Genomic DNA, 24,396 nt, shown 5'->3' with positions numbered 1-24,396 from the left:
CCGCGACCACGACCCGACGCTGCGCCACTCGTCACGGGAACGGGCCTGCCGGCGTGAGTCGCGCTTGCAGCCTGACCATCGCTCCCGCCCGAAGCGAGCCGCTGAGCGGCATGTCCCTGCGTTTGTGCGGTCGATTGGTGTCACTGGGTGACCGCGATCGACCGCACTATCGGCGGCATGATCGGGCGGTTCGTACAGTCCTCGCGTGCCGGGTCGTCGAACCGGACGGCTGGTGCCGTCGAGACCGGCGGCTTCAGACCCCCCACCAGCACCCTCGATTGGGATGAGCCCTTCTATCGTCGGTCCATGACCACTCGACTGAACCCCTACCTGAGCTTCGCGAGTGATGCCTCGGCCGCCCTGGCGTTCTACCAGGACGTGTTCGGCGGCGATCTCACGATCAACCACTTCGGCGACTTCGGCACCGACGACCACGGCATTGGCGACCAGGTCATGCACGGCCAGCTGGAAACAGCGTCTGGCCTCACGCTGATGGCCGCCGACATGCTGCCGGGCGAGACGTTGCGGCCCGGGAACAACCTCGCGGTCAGCCTCGGCGGGGACGACACCGAGGAACTGCGCGGCTACTGGCAGGCGCTGTCGGACGGAGGGACCGTGACGGTCGAGCTGGCCACCCAGCCGTGGGGCGACGAGTTCGGGATGTGCGTCGACCGGTTCGGGACCTCGTGGCTGGTCAACATCGCCGGGGGCGGCTGACCTACCCGATCCGCGCTGCGCCCGGTCGGACAGGCTGTCCGTCGGTACCGCAGGTCGGCGATGCCGCGGCCGGCGGCAGTCCCCTTGCGCTCGAACCTCGTCACCGGCCGCTCGGCCCAGCGATCGACCACGCTAAGACGGCCCCGCAGGTGTGCAGTCATAGGCACGACCGGCGGCAGTAGCGTGCGCCTGATCGCGCGCGCAGAGCGCCATGAGCGCGCTGTCTCCACGGCGATCCCCGGCCACGCCGAGTCGTGTGCCTGAGAACGGTCCATGGGTCGTCCTCAGGCACACGGGGCGAGAAGAGCCGACCGCTCATCGGCTGCGGGCGGTTGCGGCCCCATCGGGACACGTCCAGTGAGAGTCGCCGGGGCGCTGGCATGCCATTGGCCCCGCCCGGGGTGGGCGGGGTGTAGGGCGGGGTCAATCTCGGGGCGGTGGCCGGCGGTCGACGGAGACGTCGCGGGTGCCGGTGTGGTCACGGAGGAACCGGTAGCCGTGGGGCGAGCGCCACAGGTAGGTCCCGGGCTCGAGGACCGTGTAGGTCCAGCCTGCGTGCGTCTTGAGTCGATGGTGGGTGCGGCACAGCGGCGCCAGCCGACAGGCGCAGGTCTGCCCGGGCGGGCCGCCGGGGTCGTAGGGCGTCACGTGGTCGGCGTCGCAGCCGTGCCCGTCGGGTCGGAGTCGCCGGGCCGGACGCGTGCAGTGGGGGAACACGCACGTGTGGTCCCGCAGCGCAATCCGCTCGGCGATCCGGTCGGGGACCTCGTAGGCGTCGACGTGGACGTGGTCGGCCAGGTCGATCACCGGCTTCACGACCAGGTCGGTCTCGGGGCGGCCGCACCACTCGCGGATGGTCTCGACGGTGACCGGGGACCTCGTGTTCTCGCACCGGCCGACACCCTCCCCGCCGGTCAGGGCGGCCTCGGTGAGGTGGAGGTGGAGCACCGTCTTGCGCACCGGGGGTTTCGAGGCTCGCTGCGCTCGCACCTCAACCTCCGGGACCAGGTCGAGGGTGAGCTGGCGGCGGGCGAGCTCGCCGGCGGCCAGGGAGCGGCAGCGTCGAGGGACTCCGCGCAGCCGAGGTCGGCCAGCTGGCCGGCGATGCCCCGGATGGCGTCGTCCAGGTCCAGGGGGTCGGCGAGGTCCAGCTCCCCGGAGACCAGGCTGGTGCCGGCGAAGGAGACCTGGTCGTGGTCGATGTCGAAGTGCCGACCGTCGGCGGCCCGGCGGCGAGTCTCCTCGGCGGTCTCGGGCATGCACCGGGCCACCGCCTCGTCGACCAGCCGGTCCAGCTGGGCCGGACGAATCCGGCTCGCGACCGGAGCGACGTGACGGTCCACGAACCCGGCTGCCTCCACCGACAGGGCCCGGCCGATGGTCTGGTCGGCGACTCGGCGCGCCTTCCACGCTGCCAGCGACCCGGTCGTGACCTGGGCCCAGAGCCTGGGGAGGCGGTAGCGCAGCTCCAGGGCGTGGCCCAGGTAGTACTTCCCCGCCTCGGTGCCGAGACCGACCGCGGCGGCGAACTCGGCGACGCAGAACTCGGCCACCAGCGGCGCACCCGGACCGGCCAAGCCGACCGGTGCCTCCCCGCCTCCCCGGAGCCGGTAGGACTCCGCGTCGTCGACGGTCTCGGCCGGATGGATGACCGCCCACTGCACCGCTGCCTCCAGCAGCCGTCGCTCCGCCTGATCGGCCACGGTGCGCTGCTCCCGCGCGAAGGCCAGGACCCCGGACGCGGTGTCCGGGAGCGCGGCGGTCGCGGTGCTGGTCATGGGTCCATCCAAGCCGAGACCACCGACAATTCCGGGGCCGGAACCGTCTTCTCCACAGGGACCTCAGTCCACGACGAGGAGCTCAGCTGCAGCGGTTGGCGGAGGTCGCCGAGCCGGATCAGGTCGGCAGCTGCTCGTGCAGGAACGCGAGGGTCGTCACCCAGGCACGTCGCGACGCCCCAGGGTGGTGGAGCACGAAGTCGTCGTTGTCGAAGGCGTGGTTGGCGCCGTCGTACAGCTCGACGCGGGCGGGCCGGCCGTCGGCGGTCACGGCCTCGGTGATCGCGGAGACGGTGCCGCGGTCGAGGTAGTCGTCGGCGGTCCCGAAGTGGTGGAGGCTCGGGCAGGTCACCCGAGGGGCGAGGTCGAGCAGCTGGGGGATCGCGGACCCGTAGTAGCTCACCAGCACCGCGGGCTCCACCTCGGCGGCCACGTTGAACGCCAGGCCGCCACCGAAGCAGAAGCCGACCACTCCCGGTGCCCCGCGCACCTGGTCGAGGCGGGAGAGCGCGTCGTACGCCGCCACCGCGTCGGCGACGGTCGTCTCCCAGTCCAGCTTCCCCGCCAGCTCCATCGCCCGGTCGACCGCGCCGGCGGCCTGCTCGTCCACCACCTGCTGGTCCAGCCGCCAGTACAGCTCCGGGGCGAGGACGACGTAGCCGGCCGCGGCCAGGTCGGCCGCCCGTCGCTGGACGTAGCCGCTGACGCCGAAGATCTCCTGGAGCAGCAGCAGCCCCGGTCCGCGGCCGGCCTCGGGAAGCCACATGTGTGCGGGCATGTCGCCGTCGGAGGCTGGCACGAGGATCTGCATGGTCATGTGCCCACCCTGTCGTCCCGGGGCGGATCGCGGCAACGCCGGACCGATAGGGTCGTTCCCCATGACGTGGGAGTGGTCGGCGCTCGTGGGGCTCGCGCTGGTGGCGCTGGTCCTGCTGGTCGCGCTCGCGCGGCTGCGGCGTCGTACGGCCCGCGACATCGAGGCCGCCCACACCGAGGCGGCCGAGCTGCGAGCCCGGCTCGACCGGCTCGAGCACGACCGTGCCGGGCCCGAGCGCACGCCAGTGCCCGACGAGCGCGAGTACACCATCACCCGGGTCGGTGATCCCTCTCCGGAGGTCGAGTCCTTCGAGACGGGCGCAGAGCGCCCTCCTCCGGAACCTCCGGCCCAGCTGGAGCGCGCGGTCTTCGCCGACCACCTCCTGCGCGAGAGCGTGATCCGGCTCGGCTCGCTGGCCCACGGCGTACGCCGGGCGCTGGACGCCGAGACCCGCAACCGGATCCGTTTCGAGATGCGGCGCGAGGTCAAGCGGGCGCGCAAGCAGCGTCGGGCAGAGCAACGTGAGGCCTACCGCGAGTGGCAGGCCCGGCGGCGGGCCGACGTGGGGGACGACGACCTGCGGGAGACCGCATGAGACGAGGACTCTGGTTCCTGGCGGGCGCCGGGGCCGGCGTCTACGGCATGGTCCGCGGGCGTCGGGCCGCCGAGGCGTTCACCGCCGAGGGGCTGCACGACCGGGTGAGCGCCCTGTTCCTCGGCGCGCGGCTGTTCCGCGACGAGGTCGCCCAGGCGGCGTCCGACCGGGAAACCGAGTTGCGCGAGCGGTTCGCGGTCGTGCCCCATGGAGTACCCGAGCTGGGTTTCGAGACGGGCGCTGCGCGCCCTCCTCAACCACCGGAAGAGTCGAAGGAGAGCACCCGCTGATGGACACCGCCGAGATCCGACGCCGGTTCACGGCCCACTTCGAACGGGCCGGCCACACGGCGGTGCCGTCGGCGTCGCTGCTGCTCGACGACCCCAACCTGCTGTTCGTCAACGCCGGCATGGTGCCCTTCAAGCCCTACTTCCTGGGGCAGGAGACGCCACCGTACGACCGCGCGGTGAGCGTCCAGAAGTGTGTCCGCACACCCGACATCGAGGACGTCGGCAAGACCACCCGGCACGGCACGTTCTTCGAGATGTGCGGGAACTTCTCCTTCGGCGACTACTTCAAGGAGGGGGCCATCGAGCTCGGCTGGGACCTGGTCACCCGGTCGATCGAGGACGGGGGCTTCGGCCTGGCCGAGGACCGGCTCTACCCGTCGGTGCTCGCCGGGGACGACGAGGCGCTCGAGCTGTGGCAGAAGGTGACCGGGTTCCCCGAGCACCGCATCGTCAAGCTCGGTCCCAAGGAGAACTACTGGTCGATGGGCGTGCCCGGACCCGGCGGCCCGTGCTCGGAGATCCTCTACGACCGGGGTCCCGCCCACGGTCCGGAGGCCGACTGGGAGGCCATGGGGACGGCCATGGACCCCGCGCTCGAGGACCGTTACCTCGAGATCTGGAACCTGGTGTTCATGCAGGACGAGCTGTCGGCGGTGCGGTCGAAGGAGGACTTCGACATCGCCGGCTCGCTGCCGAAGAAGAACATCGACACCGGCATGGGCCTCGAGCGGGTGGCGTACCTGCTCCAGGGCCGGCAGAACATGTACGAGATCGACGTCATGTTCCCCGTGATCGAGAAGGCGATGGAGCTGACCGGACGGCGCTACGGCGCCGGCGGCGAGCAGGGCCACACCGACGACGTCCGGTTCCGTGTCGTCGCCGACCACGTGCGCTCCTCGATGATGCTGATCAGCGACGGCGTCACGCCCGGCAACGAGGCCCGCGGCTACGTGCTGCGCCGGCTGCTGCGGCGGGCGGTCCGCTCGATGCGGCTGCTCGGCTACGAGGACCGGGCGCTGCCGGAGCTGCTGCCGATCTCCCGCGACAAGATGGCGGAGACCTACACCGACCTGCACCGCGACTGGGACCGCATCTCCGCCGTGGCGTACGCCGAGGAGGACGCCTTCCGGCAGACCCTGCGCGCCGGCACCGCGATCTTCGACCTCGCCACCACCGAGGTGAAGCAGTCCGGCGGCTCGCAGCTGTCCGGCGCCAAGGCCTTCAGCCTGCACGACACCTACGGCTTCCCCATCGACCTCACCCTCGAGATGGCCGGCGAGCAGGGCCTGAGCGTCGACGAGGAGGGCTTCCGCCGGCTGATGACCGAGCAGCGCGACCGCGCCAAGGCCGACGCCCGCGCCAAGAAGGGCCAGCACCGTGACGCCACCGCCTACCGGGAGGTCGCCGACGGTCTGGGCCGGCCGGTGGAGTTCACCGGCTACGGCGAGGTCGTGACCGAGGGGTCGGTCCGCGGCATCGTCACCCCGTCCGGGACTGTCGAGTCCGCCCGTGAGGGCGACGAGATCGAGCTGGTCCTGGACCGGACGCCGTTCTACGCCGAGGGCGGCGGGCAGCTCGCCGACCAGGGGGTCATCGAGCTCGGCAACGGCGCCCGGGTCGAGGTGCGCGACGTGCAGTCGCCCATCACCGGCCTGATCGTGCACCAGGCCGTGGTGGTGTCCGGTGAGGTCACCCTGGGCGTCGACGCCCACTCGGTGGTCGACGTCGCGCGGCGCCGTTCGATCTCCCGCTCGCACACGGCGACCCACATGGTCCACAAGGCCTTTCGCGAGGCCCTCGGCGACACCGCCACCCAGGCCGGGTCGGAGAACAGCCCCGGCCGGTTCCGCTTCGACTTCTCGGCGACCGGCGCGGTGCCCGCGTCGGTGATGGCCGACGTGGAGGCGCGGGTCAACGACCTGGTGCTCGACGACCTGGCCGTGCACGCCGAGATCATGACCCAGGAGGAGGCGGTGAAGTCCGGCGCGATGGCGCTGTTCGGTGAGAAGTACGGCGACGAGGTGCGCGTGATCTCCGTCGGCGACTGGGCGCGCGAGCTCTGCGGCGGCACCCACGCCCCCCGCTCCGGACAGCTCGGGGTGATCAAGCTGCTGGGCGAGTCGTCGATCGGCTCCGGCGTACGACGCGTGGAGGCCCTGGTCGGCAACGACGCCTACCGGTTCCTCGCGCGCGAGCACGTCCTGGTCGCCCAGCTGTCCGAGGCGCTCAAGGTCCCCTCCGAGCAGCTGCCCGAGCGGGTCCACGACATCGTCGATCGGCTCCGGGCCGCCGAGAAGGAGATCGAGAAGGTCCGCGTGCAGCAGCTGCTCGGCACCGGCGCCGAGATCGCCGACCGGGCGGCCGACGTCGCAGGCGCCAGGGTGGTGGCCCACCGGGCCGACGGCGCCGGCGGTGGCGACGTGCGCCAGCTGGCGCTCGACGTCCGCGGTCGACTCCCCGCCGGTCAGCCCGGGGTGGTGGTCGTGATCGGGACCGCCGACGACAAGGTGTCGGTCGTGGCCGCCGTCAACGACGCGGCCCGCGAGCGAGGCCTCAGCGCCAACGCGCTCGTCGGGACGATCGGCCCGCTGGTGGGCGGCCGAGGAGGAGGCAAGGACGACCTGGCCCAGGGCGGCGGCAGCGACGCGTCGCGCGTCGACGAGGCCCTCGCCCTGGTCGGCTCCGAGGTCGGCCGCGCCCTCGGCGCCTAGGACGCCGGCCTGATGCGCCACGGCGTACGTCTCGGAATCGATCCCGGGGACACCCGGGTGGGGGTGGCCCGCAGCGACCCCACCGGCTTCCTCGCGACCCCGGTCCAGACCCTGCGCCGCGGGCAGGGCGACCTGCGCCGCCTGGCTCGGCTGGTGGCGGAGGAGGACGTGGTCGAGGTCGTCGTCGGCCTCCCTCGGTCGCTCTCCGGCGGCGAGGGCCCCGCGGCCGTGAAGGTGCGGGAGTACGCCGCCCGGCTGGCCGAGCGCGTCGCGCCCGTCCCGGTACGCCTGGTCGACGAACGTCTGACCACGGTTTCGGCGGAGGCTATGCTGCGCGACCGGGGGAAGAAGGGCCAGCAGCGTCGGGGGGTCGTCGACCAAGCGGCCGCGGTGCTGATTCTTCAGCACGCACTGGACACCGAACGCACCACGGGTGTGCCCCCCGGGGAACCCGTCGAGAGGGATGGATGAGTGACGAGCTGACCGAGTCCCCACTCAGGGACATGCGACCCGAGGGTGGCCGCCGGCGCAAGAAGCGCCGGGGACGCAGCATCCCGGGCTGCCTGGCCGTGCTGGTGGCACTCGCCGTCGTCGTGGGCGGCCTCTGGTTCGGCATCAACCGTGGCGTCGACTTCATCCGTGACCAGTTCGCCGATCCGGCCGACTACCCCGGGCCCGGCACGGGCAAGGTCTTCTTCGAGGTCGAGGAGGGTGACTCGATCGCCGCGATGGGTCGCGGCCTGAAGGACGAGGGCGTGGTCGCATCGGTGGAGGCGTTCATCAACGCGGCCGAGGCCGACCCGGAGTCGACCACCATCCAGGTCGGCTTCTACAAGATGCAGAAGGAGCTGCCCGCGGAGGATGCCCTCGAGGTGCTGCTCGACCCCGAGAACATCCTCAAGAACACCGTCACCGTGCCCGAGGGGCTGCGGGTCGACGACATCCTCCCGATCCTCGCCAAGAAGACCGACTTCTCCGTCGAGCAGTACCAGAAGGTGCTCGACAACCCTGCCAAGCTCGGACTGCCCGACTATGCGGAGGGTGAGGCCGAGGGCTACCTGTTCCCCTCGACGTACGACTTCGGGCCGCAGGAGACGCCGACCACGATCCTGACCGCGATGGTCGACCGGTGGCGGCAGTCGGCGGAGGAGTCCGACCTGGAGGCCCGGGCCGAGGAGCTCGGCTACACGCCGCACGAGCTGATGACGGTCGCCAGCCTGGTGGAGTCCGAGGCGGCGCGGGAGGAGGACCGCGGCAAGGTCGCCCGGGTGATCTACAACCGGCTCACCGGCGACGAGACCGACGGCCTGCTGCAGATCGACGCGACCGTCAACTACGCCGCCGACAACGACCTCGGTGCGGTGCCGACCACCGAGGACCTCGAGATCGACTCGCCCTACAACACCTACCAGAACCGCGGGCTGCCACCCGGTCCGATCGAGGCGCCGGGCGATGCGGCGATCGCCGCGGCGGCCGACCCCACGGACGGCGACTGGTACTACTACGTGACGGTGAACCTCCGCACCGGGGAGACGAAGTTCGCCGAGACCTACGACGAGTTCCTGACCTACAAGGACGAGCTGCGCGAGTACTGCGCCACCGAGTCGCAGGGCGCCTGCTGAGCGATGCCTGCGGCCCTGCACTGCGCCGTCGTGGGTGATCCCATCGGCCACTCGCTGTCCCCGACCCTCCACCGGGCGGCGTACACCTCGGTGGGGCTGGACTGGAGCTACGACGCGGTGCGGGTCCCGAGCGGCGGGCTCGCCCGGTTCGTGGCGGGTCTCGGTGCTGACTGGCGCGGGCTGTCGGTCACCATGCCGCTGAAGCGGGAGGCGCTGGCGCTGGGGGAGCCGGTGACCGACCGGGCGCGGACGGCGGGCTCGGCCAACACGCTCGTGCGCCGGGCCGACGGCTGGCTGGCCGACAACACCGACCTCCCCGGGGCCGCAGCCGCGGTCCGGGAGCGCTGGGACGGGCCGGTGAGGTCGGTCACCGTCCTGGGCGGTGGTGCCACCGCGGCCTCCGCGGCGCTGGCGATGTGTGACCTGGGGGCCCGCGAGGTCAGGCTGCTGGTGCGCTCCCCGGAGCGGGCGGCGGCGACCGCCGCCCTGGTCCGCCACCACCCGGCCCTGCCCGTGGTGAGCGTCGGGGACCTCGACGGGCCGGTGATCGGCGACGTCGTCGTGTCCACGGTGCCCGCCGAGGCGCAGACCCCGGACCTGGTGGCGCGGTGCCGTGACGTCCCCGTCGTGTTCGAGGTCCGCTACGACCCGTGGCCCACCCCGGTCGCGGCTGCCGTCGGCGGCCGGGTGCTGGTGTCCGGGCTGGACCTGCTGGTCCACCAGGCCGCCGAGCAGTTCGTGCTGTTCACCGGCGTGCCGGCACCGTTGGCGGAGATGCGCGGCGCCGGCGAGGCCGCGTTGTCGCGGGGTGCCCGGTGACCTGGCTGCTGCCGGTCGCGTGCGCGGCGGCAGCCGGTCTCGGCGGGTTCCTCGTCCCGTGGCTGGTGGGCCGGCTGCCCGAGCCCGTCCCGCGGGACACCGCGTCCGAGCAGCCTGAGGAGGACGAGGGCGACGGGGATCCTGCCGAGGAGCCCGAGGCCGACCCGGAGCCGCCGAAGATCCCGTACGCCGAGCTCGCGACCCGGCCCGGCCTCGGCTGGCGCTCCGCCCTGGCCGGCGCCGTCGCCGGGGCGATCATCGGCGCCTCGGTCGGACCCGACTGGTGGCTCGTCGTGCTGGTGCCGCTGGTCCCGGTGTGCGTGGCCCTGTCGTTCATCGACTGGCACACCAAGCTGCTGCCCACCCGGCTGGTGCTCCCCGCGACGGCGTACGCGCTGGTGGCCGTCGTGGTGGGCTGGGCGGTCACCCAGCAGACCGACGACCTGGTGCGGGCGCTGTTGGGCCTGGTCGTCGCGCGCAGCTTCTTCTGGGTGCTGTGGTTCATCCACTCCGCCGGCATGGGCTTCGGCGACGTCCGGCTGGCGGCGCTGCTGGGCGTCGGCCTCGGACACCTGGGCTGGGCCGAGCTGCTGACCGGCATGTACGCCGGGTTCCTCGTGTTCGGGCTGCCCGGCGTGCTGCTCGCGATCGTGCGTCGCGACCGCCGACTGCTGCGGACGGCGTTCCCCTTCGGCCCCTTCATGCTCCTCGGCGCCCTCGTCGGCGTGGTCACCGGCCCGTGGATCGCGTCCTATCTCGCGTGGGGCTGACGCCGTCCGGCCCCCGTCCCGCCCCATGACAGACTTCCGCCATGCTGCGCTGGCTGACCGCGGGTGAGTCCCACGGCCCCTCCCTGGTCGCGATCCTCGAGGGGCTGCCCGCCCACGTCGCGATCACCTCCGACGACCTCGTCGACGCGCTGGCCCGCCGCCGGCTGGGCTACGGCCGCGGCGCCCGCATGAAGTTCGAGCAGGACGAGGTCACCATGGTCGGCGGCGTGCGCCACGGGCGCACCCAGGGTGGACCGGTGGCGATCCAGATCGGCAACACCGAGTGGCCGAAGTGGGAGCAGGTGATGGCGGCCGACCCGGTGGACCCCGCCGTGCTCGAGGGGCTCGCCCGCAACGCCGCGCTGACCCGGCCCCGGCCCGGGCACGCCGACCTGGTCGGCATGCAGAAGTACGCCTTCGACGAGGCCCGCCCGGTCCTCGAGCGCGCGTCGGCCCGCGAGACCGCCGCCCGGGTGGCGCTGGGACGGGTGGCGACCAACTTCCTCGAGCAGTCGGTCGGCGCGCGCGTGGTCTCCCACGTCGTCGAGCTGGGTGGCGTGCCCGCCCCGTCCGGCATGGTTCCCGGTCCCGACGACGTCGAGCGGCTCGACGCCGACCCGGTGCGCTGCGTCGACCCGGAGGCCAGCGCCGAGATGGTGGCCCGCATCGACCGCGCGCAGAAGGACGGTGACACCCTCGGCGGGGTCGTCGAGGTGGTCGTGCACGGACTGCCCCCGGGTCTCGGCTCCCACGTCCACTGGGACCGTCGGCTCGACTCCCGGCTGGCCGGTGCGCTGATGGGCATCCAGGCGATCAAGGGCGTCGAGGTGGGCGACGGGTTCGAGCTGGCCGCGACGCCGGGCTCGGAGGCGCACGACGAGATCGTGCGGTCCGAGGAGGGCCTGCGCCGTACGTCGGGCCGCTCGGGCGGCACCGAGGGCGGGATGTCGACCGGCGAGGTGCTGCGGGTCCGGGCCGCCATGAAGCCGATCGCGACCGTCCCTCGTGCCCTGCGGACCGTCGACGTGGCCACCGGCGAGGAGGCCACGGCCCACCACCAGCGCTCCGACGTGTGTGCCGTCCCGGCCGCCGGCATCGTGGCCGAGGCGATGGTCGCGCTGGTGCTGGCCGACGCGGTGGTCGAGAAGTTCGGCGGTGACTCGGTCATGGAGACCCGCCGCAACGCGGAGTCCTACCTCGACACCCTGAGGTTCAGGTGACCGGCCCCCGGCTGGTGCTGGTCGGACCCATGGGCGCGGGCAAGACCACGATCGCGGGCCTGGTGGCCGATGCATGGGGCGTCCCGGTGCGCGACACCGACGCCGACATCGTCGCCGGCGAGGGCCGCAGCATCGGCGAGATCTTCGTCGACGACGGCGAGGAGAGGTTCCGGGCGATCGAGGCGGCGGCCGTGGCCGAGGCCCTGGCCACCCACGAGGGCGTGCTCGCGCTCGGCGGCGGCGCGGTGCTCGACGAGAAGACCCGGGAGGCCCTGGCCGGCCGCACGGTGGTGTTCCTGCGGGTCGGGCTGTCCGACGCGGTGAAGCGGGTGGGGCTCGGCTCCGGCCGCCCGCTGCTGCTCGGCAACGTCCGCGCCCGGATCAAGACGCTGCTCGACGAGCGGACCCCGATCTACGAGTCGGTGGCGACCCACGTCGTCGACACCGACGGCCGGACCCCCGACGAGGTCGCGGCCGACGTCCGCCGCCTGCTGGAGGCGTCATGACCGCGACCGTCATCCACGTCGGCGGCGCGTCGCCGTACGACGTGGTGGTGGGCCGGGACCTGGCCGACCGCCTCCCCGGCCTGCTGGGCGACCGGGTGCAGCGGGTCGCCGTCCTCTACTCCGACCAGCAGGCCGAGCTGGCCCAGCCGCTCGTCGACTCGCTGGTCGCCCACCACGACGTGCTCGCCCTCGGGCTGCCCGACGGCGAGGCCGCCAAGACCGCGCCGGTGGCCAACGACTGCTGGGAGGCGCTGGGGGAGCGGGGGTTCACCCGCTCCGACGCCGTGGTGACCTTCGGTGGCGGCGCGGTGACCGACCTCGGTGGGTTCGTCGCCGCCACCTGGCTGCGCGGCGTCGCGGTCGTGCACGTCCCGACCACGCTCCTCGGCATGGTCGACGCGGCCGTCGGCGGGAAGACGGGCATCAACACCTCCTCCGGCAAGAACCTCGTCGGGGCCTTCCACGAGCCCGCCGGCGTGCTCTGCGACCTGGCGACCCTCGACACGCTGCCACGGGCCGACCTGGTCGCCGGGCTGGCCGAGGTCATCAAGTGCGGCTTCATCGCCGACCCGCGGATCCTGGAGCTGGTGGAGGAGACCGACCCCGAGGCGCTGACCCCCGGCTCGGCGGTGCTGCGCGAGCTGGTCGAACGTGCGGTCCGGGTGAAGGTCGACGTGGTCGTCGGCGACCTCCGGGAGACCGGCGCCGGCGACGGGGTCGGCCGCGAGCTGCTCAACTACGGCCACACGCTCGCCCACGCCGTCGAGCGGGCCGAGGGCTACCGGATGCGGCACGGCGACGCGGTCGCCATCGGCTGCGTCTATGCCGCCGAGCTGGCCGGCCTCGCCGGGCTCCTGGACCCCACGACCGTCGAGCGGCACCGCCAGGTGCTGCAGCGGGTCGGGCTGCCGACGACGTACGCCGCCGCCGGGTTCGAGGAGCTGTTGGCGACGATGCGGGTGGACAAGAAGGCGCGCGGGTCGCAGATCCGCTTCGTCGCGCTCGAGGGCCTGGGTCGGGCGGTCGTGCTGGAGCCGACCGACGACCAGCTGCGGGCGGCCTGGGAACGCATCGGAGGAGGAGCGGCATGAGGGTGTGGGTGCTGAACGGGCCGAACCTGGGTCGGCTCGGGCGTCGGCAGCCCGAGATCTACGGCACCACGACCCACGACGAGCTCGCGGAGCTGTGCGGGCGCTGGGGCCACGAGCTCGGCCTCGAGGTCGAGACCCGGCAGACCAACCACGAGGGCGAGATGCTCGACTGGCTCAACGAGGCCGCCGACCTCTCGGTGCCAGTGGTCCTCAACGCCGCCGCGTGGACGCACTACTCGCTGGCCCTCTACGACGCCTGCGCCCAGCTCACCGGGCCCCTCGTCGAGGTGCACATCTCCGACCCCAAGCAGCGCCCCGAGGAGTTCCGGCACACCTCCCACGTCGAGCCGCACGCCCTGGCTACCGTCGCCGGCCAGGGGATCGACGGCTACCGGCAGGCCCTCGAGATCGTCTCCCGCTCGTCCTGACAGCGCGGGCGGCGGGCTTCCTCGACGCCGGGGCCGGGTGCTGCCACACTGCTGCCCGCACGACAGGGGGACGAGGCATGACGGTGACGACGGCGCCAGGGCCGGAGCAGACGGGCCACTGGGTGCGCGACGAGCTGGTCGCGGGCGCGCGGACCCTGGGGACGATCTCGGCCGTCGGCGTGCTGGCCGGCTGGTTCGTCGTCGGGGTGCTGTCGCGGCTGGCGATGCTGCTGCTCGCGATCCTCAACCCGGTGGCCACGGGGGTGACCAGCGACGACGGCTTCGTGATGGGGCAGTTCACCCTCAGCGGGTCGCTGAACCTGCTCTTCCTGGCCGGGACGCCCCTCGGCCTGCTCGGCGCCGGGCTGTACGCCGCGGTCCGCGGCCTCCGGATCGGCCCCGCGTGGTTCCGGCTGCTCTCGGTGTCGGTGGGCGCGGGCCTGGTGGTCGGGTCGCAGCTCGTCCACGTCGACGGCGTCGACTTCCGGCTGCTCGAGCCGCTGTGGCTCGCCATCGGGCTCTTCGTGCTGCTGCCGATCGTCTTCGTGGCGGTCCTCAGCGCGGTCTCGGAGTGGCTGCTGGCCCGCCCGGTGCCCACGCCGCTGGTCGTGGCGGGCCTGGCGGCCTGGCTCGTGGTGTTCCCGCTGCTCCCGCTGGTCGCGGCGCTGGCGATCGGCCTGGTCGGGTTGCGGCTCGTCGACCGCACGGCCGTCGGCCACCGCGTGCTGGGCTCGCCGGTGGGACCGTGGGTGCTGCGCGCGGCCCTGGCAGTGGTCTTCGTCGCGGCCGTGGTCGAGCTGGTCGGTGACGTGACCACGCTGGCCTAGCCCCTCGTACGATGGCGGCATGCGCCGCGCCGCGTGGGTGGTCCTGGTCCTGGTGGTCGCCGCCTGCGGTGCGCCGGAGTCCGACCCCGAGGCCGACCCGGACGCCGGGGAGACGAGCTCGTCCCCCTCGCCGACCCCCACCGACGAGCCGTCCGCGTCCCCCACGCGGCGGAAGCCGCGCCCCGACGCGAAGCCCGGCACGGCAGTGACCCTGGGAGACAGCCCCTTCGGCCAGATGCTGTTCGACGACCGCGGCCAGGCGATCTACCTCTTCGAGCCGGAGGCCGACGGGCGACCCGCCTGCTACGGCGAGTGCGAGACGGCCTGGCCGCCCGTGCTGACCAAGGGTCAGCCGGTCGCGCAGGCGGGACTCCGCCAGGGCCTGCTGGACGTCGTCGAGCGGCGCGACGGCTCACGACAGGTCACCTACGGCGGCTGGCCGCTGTACTTCTACGCGCACGAGGACCCCGGCGAGGTGCTCTGCCACGACGTCGTGCTGAACGGCGGCCTCTGGCTGGCCGTCGGCGCGGACGGCAGGGCCCTCCCGACCTGACGGGAACCGGACCGGCCCCGGGGTCGTCCCATCGCCGATCGAGGAGAGGCGGACGACATGGACCGGAAGGTGACGGTGAGCGTGAAGGGGCTGCTCGTGGCCGCCGTGGCGCTGCTCGCACTGCTCACGGCGTACCTGCTCGGCGGTGCGGGCAACGGTGCCCCGGCGCCGGCGCAGGCGGCCCCCGCGCCGGCGGAGGGGTCGGGCACCGAGGACGCCCGGACGCTGCGGATGGTCGGCACGGGGGAGGCCACGGTCGTGCCGGACATGCTCGGGTTCACCCTGTCGGTGACGGCGAAGCAGCCGGACCTCGACGACGCGCTCGACGGGGCGAACGGCACCATGCGGAGGGTGCTCTCCGCGCTGCGCGAGCAGGGGGTGCACGCGGCCGACGTGCAGACCAGCGGTCTGCAGATGTACCCGGAGTACGACTACCCCGCCTACGGCCCGCCCGTGCTCACCGGCTACCGGGTCACCCAGCGGGCGCGGGTCACCGTGCACGAGCTCGCCGACGGGGGCGAGGCGGTCAGCACGGCGGTGGAGACCGGTGGCAACGGGGTCCGGGTCACCGACGTCCGGCTCGGGGTGTCCGACCCGGAGGCGGCGCTCGACCGCGCCCGGGACGCCGCCGTCGAGGCCGCCACCGGCAAGGCCGAGCAGTACGCCGCCGCCACCGGGCAGACGCTCGGCGAGGTGCTCGGCCTGCGCGAGCTGGGCGGCGGACGGACGCCCCGCCCACAGCCGGTCCTCGAGTACAAGGCGGCCTCGCGGGACCTGGCCTCGCTCCCGGTGAGAGCGGGCCGAGACGACCTCGAGGTCAGGGTCGAGGTGCTCTGGGCCTTCGAATAGGAGGTCGGCCCGGCCGACGGATAGCCTCGGGCGCATGGCGACGACGAACGACCTGAAGAACGGCATGGTGCTCAACCTCGACGGCCAGCTCTGGCAGGTCATGTGGTTCCAGCACCACAAGCCCGGCAAGGGCGGCGCGGTCGTGCGTACGAAGCTCAAGAACGTCGAGAGCAACAAGACCGTCGACAAGACGTTCAACGCCGACGTGAAGGTCGACGTCGCGAGCGTCGACAAGCGGACGATGCAGTACCTCTACAACGACGGCACCTCCTACGTCTTCATGGACACCCAGAGCTACGAGCAGCTCGAGGTCGACCCCGCCATCGTGGGCGACGCCAGGAACTTCCTGCTGGAGAACGGCGAGGCGATCGTGGCCACCAACGAGGGCCGCGTCCTCTACATCGAGCTGCCCGCGTCGGTCGAGCTGGAGATCACCTTCACCGAGCCGGGCGTCGCCGGCGACTCGGCCACCGGCCGGACCAAGCCGGCCACGCTCGAGACCGGCCACGAGATCCAGGTGCCGCTGTTCATCACCCAGGGCGACCGGGTCAAGGTCGACACCCGCGACAGCTCCTACCTCGGCCGCGTGAAGGGCTGACGTCGGCGCGTGCCTGCCAGGAGCAAGGCCCGCAAGCGGGCCCTCGACCTGTTGTTCGCCTCCGAGCTGAGGGGCGAGGACCCCGTGGTCGCCCTCGACCGCGCCGTCGCCGAGGGGGAGGGGCCGACCAACGACTACACCGACTTCCTCGTCCGCGGGGTGGCCGAGCACCGCGAGCGCATCGACGAGCTGCTCTCGGCGTACGCCCAGGGCTGGACGCTGGCGCGGATGCCGGCCGTCGACCGCAACGTGCTGCGGATCGGCGCATTCGAGGTGATGTGGGTCGACGACGTCCCCGACCCGGTGGCGGTGACCGAGGCCGTGGCGCTGGTGCGCGACCTCTCCACCGACGAGTCGCCGGGCTTCGTCAACGGGGTCCTGGGCGCGCTGCTGCGCAACAAGGAGTCCCTGACCGGGTGAACCGGAGCCGACCCCGTCGGCCCTAGGGTTCCCGTCATGGGAGAGATCCAGAACACAGCGCAGCGCGCCCGGAACAGCGACGTCGTCGACCACGCCGTCCGCCCCGGTCTCGTGGCCTACGGGCTGGTCCACCTCGTCGTGGGGTGGCTGGCGCTGCAGCTGGCGTTCGGCGGCGGCGCTGGATCGGCGTCCAGCACCGGTGCCGTTCGTGCGCTCGCCCGGCAGCCTTTCGGGGAGGTGCTGGTGTGGCTGGTCGCCCTCGGCATGATGCTGCTGGTGCTCTGGCAGCTGTGGGAGGCGGTCGCCGGCCATCGGGGCCTCGACGACCGGACCCGGCTCCGCAAGCGGCTGGCCTCGGTCGGCAAGACCCTCGTCTACGGCTACATCGGCGTCACCGCGATCAGCATCGCGACGGGATCGGGGTCCTCGGGCGGCGGCACCGACTCGATGACCGCGAAGGTCATGGCACTCCCGGGGGGTCAACTACTGGTAGGGCTGACCGGTGCCGTGATCATCGGGGTCGGCGGATACCTGGTCTGGAAGGGACTGAGCGAGAAGTTCCGCGAGGACCTCACGGCTCAGGGCGAGAGCGGGGACACAGGCACCGCCGTCGTGCTGTTGGGAAAGGCCGGCTACGCGGCCAAGGGGACAGCGCTCGGTGTGGTCGGGCTGCTGTTCGGCTATGCCGCGGTCACCCACGATGCGAGGAAGTCCGGCGGGCTGGATCAGGCTCTCCAAGAGGTGCTCGACCAGCCGTTCGGCCCCTATGTCCTCGGCGCGGTGGCCGTCGGCATCGGCTGCTTCGGCCTGTTCTGCTTCGCCCACGCCCGGTACCTGTCGCGGTGACTCAGACCAGCCCGGACACCGCCTGCACCGCGGCGTCCACCTCCTCCGGGCTCGTGACGATGCTCGGGCCCAGCCGCAGGTAGGACTGCCGGTACGGCGTCGCGCTGGCCACGACGCCCTGCTCGCGCAACGCCGCCACGGCGTCGGCCGGGAGCATCCCGCGGACGTCGACGCAGACGATCCCGGCCGACACCTCGGGGTCGCGCGGGGTCACGACCCGGATGCCGTCGACCTCGGCGAGCCCCTCCTTGAGCGCGGACGCCTGCTCGACGGTGCGGGCCACGACCCGGTCGCGGCCGATCCGCTCGTGGAACGCGAACGCCTCGGAGAGCGCCCACCGGTGCTCGAAGTCGTGGTAGCCGCCGGGCGTCATCCGCTGGGCCTCGCCCGGCCCGGAGAACGTCGGGATCAGCTCGGTGAGCGGCTGCCAGTCCCGCCCCCACAGCACGCCCGTCCCGCGCGGACCGAAGAGCCACTTGTGGGTCCCGGCGGCGAGGAAGTCGCAGCCGAGGTCGGGCAGGTCCACGTCGACCGCCGCGAAGCCGTGCACCCCGTCGACACAGAACCGGATCCGCTCGGACCCCGACCGGTCGCGGTTGGCCTCCGCGACGACCGCGGCGATCTCGGTGATCGGCAGGCGCACGCCGGTGCCGGAGTGGACCCACGTCACGGCGACGACCCTGGTGCGATCCGTGACGGCGTCCGCCAGCCGCGAGGTCAGCTGGTCGACGGTGGCCGTCGCCGGGTCGTCGTAGAGCGTGGTGGGCCGCAGCCCGGCGCCGGTGCGGAGGGCGAGCAGTCGCAGCGCGGCCTCGGTCGAGTAGAAGTCGTGGGTCGTGGTGAGCACCTCGTCGCCGGGCGCCAGGTCCAGCCCGCCGTACATCAGCGAGATGCCCGTCGTGGTGCTGTCGGTGAGGGCGAACTGGCCGGGCGAGCCTCCGGCGTACGACGCCGCCGCCCGCCGGACCGCCTCCTCCAGCGCCTGGCCCTCCAGGAGCGCCGCCTCGGTGTCCGTGTCGAGGCGGGCCCGGTGGTGGTCGATCGCGGCCGACACCTGGGCGGTGTGCGGGGAGAGCACGAACGCCGCGAACTGGGCCCGGTCGGTCGGGAGCGGGAACTGGTCGCGGACCGAGCTCCAGTCCCGCGGGTCGAAGTCCGGGACGTCGAGGTCGCCCCGACCCGGCATCGCGGCCGCCGAGGTGGATGCCGACGTGGAGGGGGTGTCGCCGGCCGGGGCCGGGTCCCGCCCGGAGGTACAGCCGGCCAGGGCGCCGGCACCGCCGGCCAGGCCGACGCCGAGCAACGCCCGGCGGCTCGTGGTGGTCATGGGCCATGGTCGCCCAGCCGGTGACTCTTGACGAGGCTGACAGGGTGGCCGCATGACTCGGCACGAGGTGGACGTGGTGGTGCTCGGACTCGGCCCGGGCGGCGAGTACGCCGCCCAGAAGCTCGCCGAGGCGGGGCTGCAGGTGGTCGGCGTCGAGCGCGACCTCGTCGGAGGGGAGTGTCCGTTCTACGGCTGCATCCCGTCGAAGATGATGATCCGCGCCGCCGATGCGCTCGGCGAGGCCCGGCGGGTGGATGCCCTCGCCGGCCACGCGGAGGTCACGCCCGACTGGGGTGCGGTGGCGACCCGGCTCGACAAGCAGGCGACCAACCACTGGAGCGACGACTCCCACGTCGAGCGGCTGGAGGCGGCCGGGGTGGGGATCGTGCGGGGAGAGGGACGGCTCACCGGCCCCGGGACGGTCCGGGTCGGCGACGACGAGTACGTCGGCGCTCGCGGCGTGGTGCTGAACGTCGGGACCTCGCCGGCCGTGCTCCCGATCGACGGGCTGGCGGAGACGCCGTACTGGACCAACCGCGAGATCGTGAAGGCCACCGAGCTGCCGGCCTCCTTGGCCGTCATCGGCGGCGGGACGATCGGCTGCGAGCTGGCCCAGGCGTTCTCCCGGTTCGGGTCCGAGGTCACCGTGCTGGAGGCGGGCGATCGGCTGCTCGCCCTGGAGGAGCCCGAGACCAGCGAGCTGGTCGGCACGGTCTTCCGCGAGGAGGGGATCCGGGTGGAGCTCGGCCTCAAGGTCGAGCGGGTCGACCACGACGGCGGCCGGTTCAGCCTGGCGACCGACCGCGGGACGGTGGAGGCCGACCAGCTCCTCGTGGCGGCGGGCCGCTCGCTCAACCTGCCCGGCATCGGCCTGGACACCGTCGGCCTGGACCCCCGGGCGTCCGCGGTCGACACCGACGAGCGGATGCGGGCCGGCGACCGGCTCTGGGCGATCGGCGACATCACCGGCCACGGGGCCTTCACCCACGTGTCGATGTACCAGGGCGAGATCGCCGCGCGCGACGTGCTGTCGCAGCCGGGCTTCACCGCCGACTACCGGGCGGTCACGCGGGTCACCTTCACCGACCCCGAGGTGGGTGCGGTCGGGATGACCGAGCGGCAGGCCCGCGACGCCGGCCTCGACGTGCGGGTGGGCCACGCCGACCTCGCCGAGTCGAGCCGGGGCTGGATCCACCAGCAGGGCGCCGCCGGGCTGCTCAAGCTGGTGGCCGACGCCGAGCGCGGGGTGCTCGTCGGGGCGACGTCGGTGGGTCCGAGCGGCGGTGAGGTGCTGGGGTTGCTCGCCCTCGCGGTGCACGCGGAGGTGCCCCTGGAGCGGGTGGCGTCGATGCACTTCGCGTACCCGACGTTCCACCGGGCGGTGGACGTCGCGGTCACCTCGATCCTGTAGACATCCGCTCTTCTGGGTAGTCTGCCGGGAAGGCCACCAGCCCCCCGGGGTGGTCCCAGGAGGATTCTCTGATGTCCCACATGCCTGCCCCCCGTCAGGGTCCGGCGCGGCGCCACGACCCGTTGCCGCCGGCGGACGACCCGCTGAACGGACCGCTGACCCCGCCCGAGCCGGCCCCGCAGCCCCCGGCCCAGCCGGCCCCGGTCGCCCGGCCCCAGGCCCGGCCCGACGCCCAGACCCCGACCCCGACGCCTCGGCGGGCCGCTCCTGCGCCGGCGCAGCCGGTCGCGGGCCCGGAGGGGCCCGAGCGTCCGTCGTGGGCCGACGAGCCCGCCCCGGAGCCCGAGGTCCCGCGCTTCGTGTCGGCCACCGACTTCCTGGAGCGCCGTACCGAGAGCGCCGGGTACGGGCCGCCGACGTGGGGCTGGCGGGGCAGGGTGCACCGCTGGAGCGGCGGCACCATCAGCCCGCAGATGGGGTCGGAGGAGAAGCAGCACGCCCGCGACCGTGCGGCGATCCAGCGCGCGTTCGACGGGCCCCGCACCATCGTCTTCCTCAACCCCAAGGGCGGCGCCGCCAAGACCACCAGCGTCCTGGTCGCCGGCTACACGTTCGGGACGATCCGGGGCGGCGGCGTGGTGGCGTGGGACAACAACGAGACCCGCGGCACGCTCGGCATCCGCGGCCACCGGTCCGGCCACGGCAACACCACCCGCGAGCTGCTCGAGGACCTCGACCGGTTCAACGACGTCTACCAGGCGCGGATCGGCGACCTCGGCGCGTTCGTCCGCGCCCAGGGTGACGCCCACTTCGACGTCCTCGCCTCCGACGAGCGACCCGACGTCACCGGCACCATCAAGGCCACCGACTTCACGGCCGTCCACCAGCTGCTCGAGCGGTTCTACCGGCTGATCCTCGTCGACACCGGCAACAACATGCGGGCCGAGAACTGGCTCGCCGCCGCCGAGACGGCCGACCTGCTGGTGGTGACCACCACGGTGCGCGAGGACACCGGCTACTCCGGGCTCTGGATGCTCGACGCGTTGCAGGACGCGGGCTACCAGGACCTCAAGCACAAGACGATCACGGTGATGTCGGAGCCGTCCTCGCACGTCGACGAGCAGCTCGCCCAGGACATGGCCGACGTCTACGAGCAGCGCACCAAGGCCGTCTTCCGGGTGCCCTACGACCCCGCCCTGGTCCCGGGCTCGGTCATCCCCTACGAGCAGCTGACCGACGACACCCGGATGGCCTGGGTGCGCGCCTGCGCGGCGATGGCGGGACAGCTCTGATCGTGGGGTAGTGTCGCCGGCGATCGACATCCTTTAACGAGCCGTCCCGTGAGGCGGAGAAGGAGGTCCGCGGCGCAGATGCCTGCCCCTCAGACGCAGTCCGAGGCGGTCCCCGACCCGGGTCGCACCGTCCTCGACCAGACCGACATCGCGCGGGCGCTGACCCGCATCTCCCACGAGATCCTCGAGCGCAACAAGGGTGCCGACGACCTCGTCCTGCTCGGCATCCCGAGCCGCGGCGTGCCCCTGGCCCACCGGGTCGCCGAGCGGATCGCCTCCGTCGAGGGCCGGGAGGTGCCGGTCGGGTCGCTCGACGTGACCATGTACCGCGACGACCTGCGGCTCAAGCCCGCCCGCACCCTGCTCCCGACCGAGATCCCCTCCGACGGCATCGACGGCCGCACCGTGGTGCTGGTCGACGACGTGCTGTTCTCCGGCCGGACCATCCGGGCGGCCCTCGACGCGCTCACCGAGATCGGCCGGCCCGCCGCCGTACGCCTCGCGGTGCTGGTCGACCGCGGTCACCGCGAGCTGCCCATCCGGGCCGACTTCGTCGGCAAGAACCTCCCGACCTCGCTGGTCGAGCGGGTGCGGGTGACGGTCGCGGAGACCGACGGCACCGACGCGGTCACGATCGAGGGCACCTCCGACGAGAGGGGGACGCGGTGAGGCGCCACCTGCTGTCCGCGGCCGACCTGGACCGCGACGACGCCCAGACGGTCCTGGAGACCGCGGCCGAGATGCTGGCCCTGGCCGACCGCCCGATCAAGAAGCTGCCGGCGCTGCGCGGCCGCACCGTGGTCAACCTGTTCTTCGAGGACTCCACCCGCACCCGGATCTCCTTCGAGGCCGCGGCCAAGCGGCTGTCGGCGGACGTCATCAACTTCGCCGCGAAGGGCTCCTCGCTGTCGAAGGGGGAGTCGCTGAAGGACACCGCGCTCACCCTCGAGGCGATGGGCGCCGACGCGGTGGTGGTCCGGCACGGAGCCTCCGGCGCCCCTCACCGGCTGGCCCACTCGGGGTGGGTCCACGCGTCGGTGCTGAACGCCGGCGACGGCACCCACGAGCATCCCACCCAGGCGCTGCTCGACGCGTTCACGATGTGGCGCCACCTCGGCGCGCTCGACGGCCGACGGGTCGCGATCGTGGGCGACGTGCTGCACTCGCGGGTGGCGCGCTCCAACGCGCTGCTGCTGCAGACGCTCGGCGCGGAGGTGACGCTGATCTCGCCGCCGACGCTGCTGCCGGTGGGCGTGGACACCTGGGGGGTCGAGACGTCGTACGACCTCGACGCAGTGCTGCCCAAGGCCGACGTCGTGATGATGCTGCGGGTCCAGCGGGAACGGATGCAGGGCGGGTTCTTCCCTACCCCGCGCGAGTACTCCCGCCGCTACGGCCTCGACGCCCGCCGGATGGCGACGCTCCAGGACCACACGATCGTGATGCACCCGGGCCCGATGGTCCGCGGCATGGAGATCACCGCGGACGTCGCCGACTCCGACCGCTCGGTCATCGTCGAGCAGGTCACCAACGGGGTCGCCGTCCGGATGGCCGTGCTCTACCTGCTCCTCAGCTCCGACACCCCGGAAGGCGACGACGAGTGACCACCTACCTGATCAGGGGCGCGGCCGTCCTCGGCGGCGAGCCCACCGACCTGCTGCTGCGCGACGGGATCGTCGCCGAGATGGGGAGCGGCCTCGACGCCGACGGGGCAGAGGTCGTCGACGCGACCGGGCTGGTGGCCCTGCCGGGCCTCGTCGACCTGCACACCCACCTGCGCGAACCCGGGCGCGAGGACGCCGAGACCGTGCTGTCCGGGACCCAGGCCGCCGCGATGGGCGGCTTCACCGCCGTGCACGCGATGGCCAACACCGACCCGGTCGCCGACACCGCCGGCGTCGTCGAGCAGGTGTGGCGGCTCGGCCGCGAGGGCGGCTACTGCGACGTGCGCCCGGTGGGCGCCGTCACCGTCGGGCTGGCGGGGGAGCGGCTGGCCGAGCTCGGCGCGATGGCCGACTCGGCCGCGCGGGTGCGGGTGTTCTCCGACGACGGCAAGTGTGTGAGCGACGCGGTGCTGATGCGGCGGGCGCTGGAGTACGTCAAGGCGTTCGACGGCGTCGTCGCCCAGCACGCCCAGGAGCCGCGGCTGACCGAGGGCGCCCAGATGAACGAGGGCGAGCTCTCGGGTCGGCTCGGCCTCACCGGCTGGCCGGCGGTCGCCGAGGAGGCGGTCATCGCCCGCGACTGCCTGCTCGCCGCGCACGTCGGTTCCCGGCTGCACGTGTGCCACGTCTCGACCGCCGGGTCGGTCGAGGTCGTCCGTCAGGCCAAGGCTCAGGCGAAGGAGCAGGGGGGCTGGGACGTCACGGCCGAGGTGTGCCCCCACCACCTGCTGCTCACCGACGAGCTCGCCGCGACGTACGACCCGATCTACAAGGTCAACCCGCCGCTCCGCAGCGCCGCCGACGTCGAGGCTCTCCGCGCCGGACTGGCCGACGGAACCCTCGACGTCGTCGCCACCGACCACGCCCCGCACCCCCACGAGGACAAGGACTGCGAGTGGGCGGCGGCGGCGTTCGGGATGCTCGGCCTCGAGACCGCCCTCTCGGTCGTGCAGGAGACGATGGTCGATCCCGGGCTGCTCGACTGGGCGGGTGTCGCGGAGCGCATGTCGCAGGCGCCGGCCCGGATCGGCCGGGTCTCCGACCAGGGACGGCCGATCGCCGAGGGCGCCCCGGCCAACCTGGTGCTCTACGACCCGTCGGCGCGGGGCGTGGTGGAGGCCTCCGCCTCCGCCTCGCTCTCCCGCAACACCCCGTACGCCGGCCGCGAGCTGCCCGGCCGCGTGGTCGCCACGTTCCTGCGTGGCCGGCCGACGGTGCTCGACGGCAAGCTGCAGTAGGACGGGC

Annotated in this window: 27 protein-coding genes; 23 read left to right on the top strand and 4 right to left on the bottom strand. The window is 73.1% G+C overall.

What is annotated here, in order from left to right:
* Window positions 1–147 precede the first annotated feature (147 nt).
* Window positions 148–717, top strand: a complete 570-nt coding sequence (locus ACQ1X7_RS15730) for a VOC family protein (RefSeq protein ID WP_432479169.1) — start codon at window positions 148–150, stop codon at window positions 715–717.
* A 423-nt stretch (window positions 718–1,140) separates the two neighbouring features.
* Here the strand turns inward: ACQ1X7_RS15730 and ACQ1X7_RS15725 are convergent, their stop codons facing one another.
* The 3 genes from ACQ1X7_RS15725 to ACQ1X7_RS15715 all read right to left on the bottom strand — a co-directional run bounded on the left by ACQ1X7_RS15725 (window position 1,141) and on the right by ACQ1X7_RS15715 (window position 3,312).
* Entirely contained in the window at window positions 1,141–1,677 is a 537-nt protein-coding gene (locus tag ACQ1X7_RS15725) for a hypothetical protein (protein WP_432479168.1), read from the bottom strand.
* Window positions 1,632–2,495 carry a DUF222 domain-containing protein gene (locus tag ACQ1X7_RS15720; protein WP_432479167.1) on the bottom strand — a complete coding sequence of 288 codons (864 nt, stop codon included), beginning with the start codon at window positions 2,493–2,495 and terminating at the stop codon, window positions 1,632–1,634. The genes ACQ1X7_RS15725 and ACQ1X7_RS15720 overlap by 46 nt, the downstream gene beginning before the upstream one ends.
* Window positions 2,496–2,613: 118 nt before the next feature.
* Window positions 2,614–3,312 carry a dienelactone hydrolase family protein gene (locus ACQ1X7_RS15715; protein ID WP_432479166.1) on the bottom strand — a complete coding sequence of 233 codons (699 nt, stop codon included), beginning with the start codon at window positions 3,310–3,312 and terminating at the stop codon, window positions 2,614–2,616.
* A gap of 61 nt (window positions 3,313–3,373) precedes the next feature.
* On the opposite strand from ACQ1X7_RS15715, the gene ACQ1X7_RS15710 reads away from it, so the two are divergent.
* The 17 genes from ACQ1X7_RS15710 to ACQ1X7_RS15630 all read left to right on the top strand — a co-directional run bounded on the left by ACQ1X7_RS15710 (window position 3,374) and on the right by ACQ1X7_RS15630 (window position 17,457).
* On the top strand, window positions 3,374–3,907 hold the full coding sequence (locus tag ACQ1X7_RS15710; protein ID WP_432479165.1) for a hypothetical protein: 534 nt from the start codon (window positions 3,374–3,376) through the stop codon (window positions 3,905–3,907).
* Entirely contained in the window at window positions 3,904–4,197 is a 294-nt protein-coding gene (locus tag ACQ1X7_RS15705) for a DUF6167 family protein (RefSeq protein WP_432479164.1), read from the top strand. Before ACQ1X7_RS15710 ends, ACQ1X7_RS15705 begins: the two co-directional genes overlap by 4 nt.
* Complete coding sequence (alaS, locus tag ACQ1X7_RS15700; protein ID WP_432479163.1) at window positions 4,197–6,908, top strand: alanine--tRNA ligase; 2,712 nt, start codon at window positions 4,197–4,199, stop codon at window positions 6,906–6,908. Before ACQ1X7_RS15705 ends, alaS begins: the two co-directional genes overlap by 1 nt.
* A gap of 12 nt (window positions 6,909–6,920) precedes the next feature.
* Window positions 6,921–7,379: a Holliday junction resolvase RuvX gene (gene ruvX, locus ACQ1X7_RS15695; RefSeq protein ID WP_432479162.1), complete on the top strand. Its 459-nt coding sequence runs from the start codon at window positions 6,921–6,923 to the stop codon at window positions 7,377–7,379.
* Window positions 7,376–8,530, top strand: a complete 1,155-nt coding sequence (gene mltG / locus ACQ1X7_RS15690) for an endolytic transglycosylase MltG (RefSeq protein WP_432479161.1) — start codon at window positions 7,376–7,378, stop codon at window positions 8,528–8,530. The genes ruvX and mltG overlap by 4 nt, the downstream gene beginning before the upstream one ends.
* 3 nt (window positions 8,531–8,533) lie before the next feature.
* A complete protein-coding gene (locus ACQ1X7_RS15685) occupies window positions 8,534–9,349 on the top strand; it encodes a shikimate dehydrogenase (protein ID WP_432479160.1) in 816 nt (271 codons plus the stop codon).
* Window positions 9,346–10,119 (top strand): prepilin peptidase, encoded by a 774-nt coding sequence (locus ACQ1X7_RS15680; protein ID WP_432479159.1) that lies wholly within the window; start codon window positions 9,346–9,348, stop codon window positions 10,117–10,119. Before ACQ1X7_RS15685 ends, ACQ1X7_RS15680 begins: the two co-directional genes overlap by 4 nt.
* Window positions 10,120–10,160: 41 nt before the next feature.
* On the top strand, window positions 10,161–11,339 hold the full coding sequence (gene aroC, locus ACQ1X7_RS15675) for a chorismate synthase (RefSeq protein WP_432479158.1): 1,179 nt from the start codon (window positions 10,161–10,163) through the stop codon (window positions 11,337–11,339).
* The gene (locus ACQ1X7_RS15670) at window positions 11,336–11,845 is read left to right on the top strand and encodes a shikimate kinase (protein ID WP_432479157.1); all 510 of its coding nucleotides are present in this window, start codon (window positions 11,336–11,338) and stop codon (window positions 11,843–11,845) included. Before aroC ends, ACQ1X7_RS15670 begins: the two co-directional genes overlap by 4 nt.
* Window positions 11,842–12,936, top strand: coding sequence for a 3-dehydroquinate synthase (gene aroB, locus ACQ1X7_RS15665; RefSeq protein WP_432479156.1), 1,095 nt, complete (start codon window positions 11,842–11,844; stop codon window positions 12,934–12,936). Before ACQ1X7_RS15670 ends, aroB begins: the two co-directional genes overlap by 4 nt.
* Complete coding sequence (locus ACQ1X7_RS15660; protein ID WP_432479155.1) at window positions 12,933–13,364, top strand: type II 3-dehydroquinate dehydratase; 432 nt, start codon at window positions 12,933–12,935, stop codon at window positions 13,362–13,364. Before aroB ends, ACQ1X7_RS15660 begins: the two co-directional genes overlap by 4 nt.
* 77 nt (window positions 13,365–13,441) lie before the next feature.
* A complete protein-coding gene (locus ACQ1X7_RS15655) occupies window positions 13,442–14,191 on the top strand; it encodes a hypothetical protein (RefSeq protein WP_432479154.1) in 750 nt (249 codons plus the stop codon).
* Window positions 14,192–14,210: 19 nt separating this feature from the next.
* On the top strand, window positions 14,211–14,744 hold the full coding sequence (locus tag ACQ1X7_RS15650; protein WP_432479153.1) for a COG4315 family predicted lipoprotein: 534 nt from the start codon (window positions 14,211–14,213) through the stop codon (window positions 14,742–14,744).
* Between the two features lie 57 nt (window positions 14,745–14,801).
* Window positions 14,802–15,593 (top strand): SIMPL domain-containing protein, encoded by a 792-nt coding sequence (locus tag ACQ1X7_RS15645; protein WP_432479152.1) that lies wholly within the window; start codon window positions 14,802–14,804, stop codon window positions 15,591–15,593.
* Between the two features lie 34 nt (window positions 15,594–15,627).
* Window positions 15,628–16,191, top strand: a complete 564-nt coding sequence (efp, locus tag ACQ1X7_RS15640) for an elongation factor P (RefSeq protein WP_432479151.1) — start codon at window positions 15,628–15,630, stop codon at window positions 16,189–16,191.
* A gap of 9 nt (window positions 16,192–16,200) precedes the next feature.
* Window positions 16,201–16,611 carry a transcription antitermination factor NusB gene (nusB, locus tag ACQ1X7_RS15635; protein WP_432479150.1) on the top strand — a complete coding sequence of 137 codons (411 nt, stop codon included), beginning with the start codon at window positions 16,201–16,203 and terminating at the stop codon, window positions 16,609–16,611.
* Window positions 16,612–16,647: 36 nt separating this feature from the next.
* The gene (locus ACQ1X7_RS15630; RefSeq protein WP_432479149.1) at window positions 16,648–17,457 is read left to right on the top strand and encodes a DUF1206 domain-containing protein; all 810 of its coding nucleotides are present in this window, start codon (window positions 16,648–16,650) and stop codon (window positions 17,455–17,457) included.
* Window position 17,458: 1 nt separating this feature from the next.
* On the opposite strand, the gene ACQ1X7_RS15625 is transcribed toward ACQ1X7_RS15630, so the two are convergent.
* Window positions 17,459–18,784: an aminotransferase class V-fold PLP-dependent enzyme gene (locus ACQ1X7_RS15625; protein WP_432479148.1), complete on the bottom strand. Its 1,326-nt coding sequence runs from the start codon at window positions 18,782–18,784 to the stop codon at window positions 17,459–17,461.
* A gap of 52 nt (window positions 18,785–18,836) precedes the next feature.
* On the opposite strand from ACQ1X7_RS15625, the gene ACQ1X7_RS15620 reads away from it, so the two are divergent.
* The 5 genes from ACQ1X7_RS15620 (at window position 18,837) to ACQ1X7_RS15600 (ending at window position 24,389) form a co-directional block, all read left to right on the top strand.
* Complete coding sequence (locus tag ACQ1X7_RS15620; protein ID WP_432479147.1) at window positions 18,837–20,195, top strand: dihydrolipoyl dehydrogenase family protein; 1,359 nt, start codon at window positions 18,837–18,839, stop codon at window positions 20,193–20,195.
* Between the two features lie 71 nt (window positions 20,196–20,266).
* Window positions 20,267–21,487 (top strand): MinD/ParA family ATP-binding protein, encoded by a 1,221-nt coding sequence (locus ACQ1X7_RS15615; RefSeq protein ID WP_432479146.1) that lies wholly within the window; start codon window positions 20,267–20,269, stop codon window positions 21,485–21,487.
* Window positions 21,488–21,565: 78 nt separating this feature from the next.
* On the top strand, window positions 21,566–22,156 hold the full coding sequence (pyrR, locus tag ACQ1X7_RS15610; protein WP_432479145.1) for a bifunctional pyr operon transcriptional regulator/uracil phosphoribosyltransferase PyrR: 591 nt from the start codon (window positions 21,566–21,568) through the stop codon (window positions 22,154–22,156).
* A complete protein-coding gene (locus ACQ1X7_RS15605) occupies window positions 22,153–23,091 on the top strand; it encodes an aspartate carbamoyltransferase catalytic subunit (protein ID WP_432479144.1) in 939 nt (312 codons plus the stop codon). Before pyrR ends, ACQ1X7_RS15605 begins: the two co-directional genes overlap by 4 nt.
* On the top strand, window positions 23,088–24,389 hold the full coding sequence (locus ACQ1X7_RS15600; RefSeq protein WP_432479143.1) for a dihydroorotase: 1,302 nt from the start codon (window positions 23,088–23,090) through the stop codon (window positions 24,387–24,389). The genes ACQ1X7_RS15605 and ACQ1X7_RS15600 overlap by 4 nt, the downstream gene beginning before the upstream one ends.
* Window positions 24,390–24,396: the final 7 nt, after the last annotated feature.

The organism is Nocardioides sp. GXQ0305 (assembly GCF_050880345.1).
Taxonomy (GTDB): domain Bacteria; phylum Actinomycetota; class Actinomycetes; order Propionibacteriales; family Nocardioidaceae; genus Nocardioides.
Note: the sequence above shows the minus strand (reverse complement) of the source record. Positions and strands in the feature narration are given on the sequence as shown.